We start from the raw sequence: 6,230 nt of genomic DNA, 5'->3' as shown, positions 1-6,230 counted from the left end.
CCACCCAGACCGGCCCCGGGGGCCGGGGAAGGGTCCCCCCCGGCCCCCGGGACCGGTGCCGTCGGCGGCCGCGCCGGGGTCACGGCGCCCAGGGCGCCTCCACCGACCACGTCGTGTCCTCGGCGAACAGGGCGGGGTTGTCCCAGGTGTGCGTGCCGCCCGGCGTGGCCAGCCACAACTCGGCGTTGTAGTGCCGCAGGTACTGCTCGGGGAAGTTGTACGCCGACAGCCGCACGGCGCCGTTCGCGCCGCGGACGGGGCAGAAGGTGGCGTCGGCGCGGAACAGGTCGGTGCTGCCGGACTCCTTGTAGACCCGGTACGCGCGATGGCGGAGGTACTGGCCGGGGTAGTTGCGCGACTCGAAGCTGTAGCAGCCGCTGTCGGCCAGGCCGGGGACGATCTTCCAGGTGGCGTCGTTCTTCAGCAACGAGTCGCTGCCGGCGGTGACGACCTCCGTGAAGCCCGCGCCGTCCCTGTGGCGCAGGTAGCGGTCGGTGTAGCCGGGAGTCGTCACCCGCAGGGACCTGTACTGGCCGGCGGGCAGGGTGACCGGGGTCGTCGAGGCCTGTGACGTGTCGATGAGCGCCCTGTTGGCGGCCCTGACCCGGGCCTCGTCGACCTTGACGACCTGGCGGTCGTAGGTGAGCAGGCCGTTGGCCTCGTTCTCGACGTCGGTGATCTCGGTGTACACCGACGCCGACAGGCCGCGCGGCATGCGCACTTCGCGGATCGCGTCCAACAGGCCGACGAACCGGTTGTCCAGGTGCGCGAGGTCGGGCTGGTCCTCGTAGCTGAAGCCACCCCCGGGGTACCACTCGTGTCCGGCCACCTCGGACCCGAGCCCGCCGAACTCGCCGAGCACGGCGGCACGGGTGGCGCTGGGCACCGTGGTGCCGGGACCGACGTAGACGTGATGGTCGACGACGTCGCCGTTGCCGCCGTCGACCGAGCCGCAGCAGTTCACGCCGCTCATGTTGTTCACCAGGCGCGTCGGGTCGTACGCCTTGACCTTGTCGGCGATGCGGGCCTGGTCGTACTGGCCCCAGCCCTCGTTCTGGTCCACCCACATCACCAGGGACGGCGAGCTGCGGTGCTGGTCGATGACGCGGTCGTACTCGGCCTCCCACTGGGCGCGCGCCGCGGTGTCGGGGGTGCGCAGGTCCATGGCCGGCATGTCCTGCCAGACCAGCAGGCCGAGCCGGTCGGCCCAGTAGAACCAGCGCTGCGGTTCGACCTTGATGTGCTTGCGGACCATGTTGAAGCCCAGGTCCTTGTGCTTCTGGAGGTCGTACCTCAGGGCCGCGTCGGTGGGCGCGGTGTAGATGCCGTCCGGCCAGTAGCCCTGGTCGAGGGTGCCGGTCTGGAAGACGAACCTCCCGTTCAGGACCGGGCGTTGCATGCCCCCCACACTGGCGAGGCCGATGGTGCGCATACCGGTGTAGCTGCCGACGGAGTCGACGGTCGTGGTGCCGGAGAGCAGGTCGGCCCTGACGTCGTAGAGGAACGGGTCGTCAGGGCTCCACAGGTGCGGGTTCGGGACGGGCACGGTGAACTCGGTGCCGACGGCGCCGGTGGCCGTGCCCACGGTCGTGCCGCCGGTGGAGACCGTGACGCGGACCTGGTGGCCACTGGTGCCGGTGCCCCGGACGGTCGCCTTGAGGCGGCTGTTCGCCGGGTCCGGGACCAGGTCGAGGCGCCCGACGTACGCGGGAGCGGTCGGCTCCAGCCACACCGTCTGCCACAGACCGGACGCGGCGGTGTAGAAGATGCCGCCCCCGGCGTGCGGGGCCACGTCGTTGACGCGCTGCTTGCCGACCGCCTGGGAGCCGGTCTGGGTGGGGTCCCAGACGGAGACGACGACGGTGTTGGTGCCGCCGTTCAGCAGGTCGGTGATGTCGTAGGAGAAGGCGTCGTAGCCGCCGCTGTGGGCGGCGCCGGCCTGACGGCCGTTGACCCAGACGGTGGTGCGCCAGTCGCCGGCGCCGAAGTTGAGCTGGACGCGTCGGCCGTTCCAGTTCGTCGGGACCGTGAAGGTGCGCCTGTACCAGAGTTTGTCGTTCTGGGTGATCTTGCGCTGGATGCCGGAGAGCGCGGACTCGGCGACGAACGGGACGCGGATCTGTTCGGTGAACGAGGCGGGCTGACCGGCGTCCGCCGGGGTGACCGCGAAGTCCCAGATGCCGTTGAGGTTGGCCCAGTCCGGGCGGGTCAGCTGCGGGCGGGGATATTCGGGCAGGGGGGTGTCGGTCGGGACCTGGTTCGTCCACGGGGTGGTCATCGGCGACGGCTTGGGCGTCCACGCCTGTGCGGCGGCGGCCACGGGAGCGGGGGCGGCAGCGGGGGCGGGGGCGGCAGCGGGGGCGGCCGCGGCAGCGGTCAGTACCGTGCCGCCGACCAGGGTGAGCGCGGCGAGCGCGGTGGTGGCCCACCGCGCTCGTCGTGACGTCCAGGCCAACAGCCTTCGGCCTGCGGGTACTCGACGCATCGTGCCTCCTTGACTCGTGGGGTGGGGAGACGTGCGCGTGCGGAAGGCGGCCGGGGGGAGGTCCGGCCGCCTGGCACCGGACCCGGTGGCGGGGCGCCGCCGCCGTCCGGGGCCGGTCCGGGTCCTGTCACATGAGCTGTCGGCGGCGGCCCAGCCAGGTCTGGGCGACGACGACCACCGCCAGGAAGGCGCCGCTGACGACCTGCTGGTAAGAGGAGTCGAGCGAGCCGATCTGGTTGATGACGTTCTGGATCACCTTCAGCAGCAGCACCCCGACCAGCGAGCCGCTGACGTAGCCGAGCCCACCGGTCAGCAGGGTGCCGCCGATGACGACGGCGGAGATCGCCTCCAGCTCCATGCCGCTGCCCACAATGGTCACGCCGGAGGCGAGCCAGGCGGCGTTGAGGGCGCCCGCCAGTCCGGCGAGCAGTCCCGACAGGGCGTAGACGAGAATCCTGGTGCGGGCCACCGGGGCGCCCATCAGGGCGGCGGCGTCCTCGTTGCCGCCGACCGCGTAGACGTGCTGCCCGAACCGGGTCCGGCGCAGGACGACGGCTCCGGCGACGAACAGGGCCAGCGTGATCCACACCGGGTTGGCGAGGCCGAGGGTGCTGCCCTGGCCCAGCTCGGCGAGGAGGGAACCCTTGCCGATCAGATAGGTGTCGGCCCCCTCGTCGGTGAGCGCCAGCATCAGGCCGCGCGCGCCGAGCATGGCGGCGAGCGTGACGATGAAGGGCGCGAGGCGGGAGCGGGCGACCAGCAGGCCGTTGACGACGCCGATCAGCCCGCAGACGGCGAGCGGCAGCACCAGGGCCACCAGGGTGCCGTGGCGCGACCCCCAGGCCGCCAGCACGCCGCCGAGGGCGAACAGGGAGCCGACGGACAGGTCGATCCCGCCGGTGATGATGACGAAGGTCATGCCCAGCGCGACGATCGCCAGGAAGGCCGAACCGGTCACCATGTTGCTGATGTTGTCGCCGGTGGCGAAGGAGTCGAAGGAGAACGAGGCCACCAGGGAGACGATCAGCAGGACGGCCAGTGCGCCGTGCTGCTGGACCAGGGCGCTCAGCCGTTCGGCGCGTGCGGAGCCCACCGGACGGGCGTCCTGCGGCGGTTCGGTACCGGCAGTGGTCACGGGTACGTCCGTGTTCGTGGTGGTCAACGCTTCCCCCGTCCGCGCGCCGCGTAGACCGCGGCGACGATCACGATGGCCTGGGCGATCTGGGTCCAGGAGGGCGGCAGATCGTGCTTGATGAGGGTGGCGGTGAGGAGCTGGATGAGGACGGCTCCCGCGACGGTGCCGCCGATGTCGACCCGGCCGCCGGTCAGCGGGGTCCCGCCGACGACGACCGCGGTGATCGCGGACAGCTCCATCAGGTTGCCCAGCGAGGTGGGGTCGCTGGCCTGGAGGCGGGCGGTGGCCAGCACGCCCGCGACCGCCGCGAGGAGCGCGCAGACGACGTACACGATGATCAGCACCCGTCGCACGGGCAGGCCGGCGAGCTGGGCGGCGGGCCGGCTGTCGCCGATCGCGAGGAGCTGGCGTCCGAAGGTGGTGCGGCGCACGACGAAGGCCACCAGCAGCGCCAGGGCCGTGGCGATGAGGATCAGGTACGGGACGCCGAGGACGTCGCCGGAGCCCAGGGAGGCCAGCGAGGGGTTGCGCAGGTCCTTGAGCTGCGGCAGCAGCACCAGGGCGAGTCCGCGACCGCCGACCATGAGCGCGAGCGTGGCGACGATCGGCTGCACCCCGACGAACGCGACCAGCGCGCCGTTGGCCAGCCCGACACCCGCGGCGAACAGCGCGACCACCAGCAGCGCGGGCAGCAGCCCGTAGCCGAGGTAGAGGGCGGTCACGGAGGCCGCCAGTGCCATCACGGCGCCCACCGACAGGTCGACGCCCTCGGTGCCGATGACCAGGGCCATGCCCAGGGCGACGATGATGACGGGGGCGACCTGGACGGCCTGGGTGCGGAAGTTCTCCGTGGTAAGGAAGTGAGGGGTGATGACGGTGTTGACGACGAGCAGCGCCGCCACACCGGCGTGGACGCCGTAGCTCTGGAGCCACCGAACGAGGCGGGTCCTGTCCAGCGGGGCGGTGCGCAGGGCGGCTTCAGCCATCGACGGCCGCCTCCTTGCCCGCGTCCCGCGCGGGGTCGTTCCCGGCGATGGTCCGCATGAGCTTGTCCTCCGTGACGTCGTCGCCGGTCAGCTCGCCGACGACGGCGCCGTCCTTCAGTACGACCACGCGGTCGGACCCTTCGATGAGTTCCTCCAGGTCGGAGGAGATGAGCAGGACACCCAGGCCGTCGGCGGCCAGTTCGTCGACGAGCTTCTGCACCTCGGCCTTGGCGCCGACGTCGATGCCGCGGGTGGGCTCGTCGAGCAGCAGCACCTTGGGGTTCATCGCGAGCCATCGGGCGAGCAGCACCTTCTGCTGGTTGCCGCCGGACAGTTCGCCCACCTTCTGGTGCGGTGAGGAGGCCTTGATGCGCAGCCGTTCGATGAAGGTGTCGACGACGCTGTCGACGCGGGCCTCGGAGACCAGGCCGAAGCGGGAGAGCCGGGGCAGCGCGGCCAGCGCGATGTTCTCCCGCACCGACAGGCCGGGGACGATGCCCTCGCTCTTGCGGTCCTCGGGCAGCAGGCTGATCCCGGCGCGGATGGCCGCCGGGGTCGAGCCGGCGCGCAGCGGCACCCCGGCCACCGTGACGCCGCCCGAGCGTGCGGGCAGGGCGCCGGCGATGGTCTTCGCGGTCTCGGTGCGTCCCGAGCCGAGCAGTCCGCCGAGGCCGACGACCTCGCCGGGGCGGATGCCGAGGGAGACGCCGTGCAGCTTGTGCGGCACCGTCAGGTCCGAGGCGGTGAGCACCGGTTCGGCTTCGGTGGCGCCGTGCTCGCCGGTGAACTTGGTGAGGCCCTCCTCGCGGACCTCCCCCAGGTCCCGGCCGAGCATCGTCGACACCAGGGAGAGGCGGTCGAGGTCGGCGAGCCGGCCGCGGTGCACCCGCCGGCCGTCGCGCAGCACGGTGACGGTGCTGCACACGGCGTACAGCTCGTCCAGGCGGTGGCTGACGTAGACGACCGCGATGCCCGCGTCCCGCAGGCCCCGGATCACCGAGAACAGGGTCTCGACCTCACGCGGTTCGAGGCAGGACGTCGGTTCGTCCATGACGACGACGCGCGCCTCGGTGGCGACCGCCCGGGCCAGGGCGACCATCTGCTGGGCGCCGACCCCGAGGGTGCGCAGCGGCCTGCGGACGTCCACCCGCACCCCGTAGGTGCTCAGGGTCTGTTCGGCCTCGCGGTTCATGCGGCCCATGTCCAGCACGCCGAACCGGTTGCGCGGCTCGCGGCCGAGGAACAGGTTGCGGGCCACGCTGAGCAGCGGGATCAGGTTGACCTCTTGGTAGATGGTCGAGATCCCGGCCTTCTGGGCCTCCAGCGGGGTGGCGAAGGAGACCTTGCCGCCCTGGAAGACGATCTCGCCCGCGTCGGGCCGGTACACGCCGGTGAGCAGCTTGATGAGGGTCGACTTGCCGGCGCCGTTCTCGCCGATCAGGGCGTGGACCTCACCGGCGTGCAGGGTCAGGTCCACGTCGTCCAGGGCCCGGACGCCGGGGAAGGTCTTGCTCAGTCCGCGGACGGCGAGCACTTCGGCGGGGGGTGCCACCTGTGCCTCCAGGATGCGATGCGGTGCGGTGTGGAGCGATGCGGTGCGGTGCAAGAAGCGAGGGAGAGCGGG

At 71.9% G+C, this 6,230-nt stretch carries 4 protein-coding genes; all 4 read right to left on the bottom strand.

All coding sequences use genetic code 11. From position 1 onward, the window contains the following. Positions 1 to 79 precede the first annotated feature (79 nt). Positions 80 to 2,485 (bottom strand): AbfB domain-containing protein, encoded by a 2,406-nt coding sequence (locus tag QQM72_RS30190; RefSeq protein WP_314223994.1) that lies wholly within the window; start codon positions 2,483 to 2,485, stop codon positions 80 to 82. Between the two features lie 127 nt (positions 2,486 to 2,612). After that, a complete protein-coding gene (locus QQM72_RS30185; protein ID WP_399079158.1) occupies positions 2,613 to 3,647 on the bottom strand; it encodes an ABC transporter permease subunit in 1,035 nt (344 codons plus the stop codon). After that, positions 3,644 to 4,606 carry an ABC transporter permease gene (locus QQM72_RS30180; protein WP_314223992.1) on the bottom strand — a complete coding sequence of 321 codons (963 nt, stop codon included), beginning with the start codon at positions 4,604 to 4,606 and terminating at the stop codon, positions 3,644 to 3,646. The genes QQM72_RS30185 and QQM72_RS30180 overlap by 4 nt, the downstream gene beginning before the upstream one ends. Further along, a complete protein-coding gene (locus tag QQM72_RS30175) occupies positions 4,599 to 6,158 on the bottom strand; it encodes a sugar ABC transporter ATP-binding protein (RefSeq protein ID WP_314223991.1) in 1,560 nt (519 codons plus the stop codon). The genes QQM72_RS30180 and QQM72_RS30175 overlap by 8 nt, the downstream gene beginning before the upstream one ends. Positions 6,159 to 6,230 lie beyond the last annotated feature (72 nt).

The sequence above is a fragment of the Streptomyces zaehneri genome (assembly GCF_032248645.1).
In the GTDB taxonomy this organism is placed as follows: Bacteria; Actinomycetota; Actinomycetes; order Streptomycetales; family Streptomycetaceae; genus Streptomyces; species Streptomyces coriariae.
This window is presented reverse-complemented; position numbering and strand designations above follow the sequence as displayed.

Coding starts and splice junctions, on each gene's coding strand:
- QQM72_RS30190 (WP_314223994.1), bottom strand. CDS start 2,485: ATGCGTCGAGTACCCGCAGGCCGAAGGCTGTTGGCCTGGACGTCACGA.
- QQM72_RS30180 (WP_314223992.1), bottom strand. CDS start 4,606: ATGGCTGAAGCCGCCCTGCGCACCGCCCCGCTGGACAGGACCCGCCTC.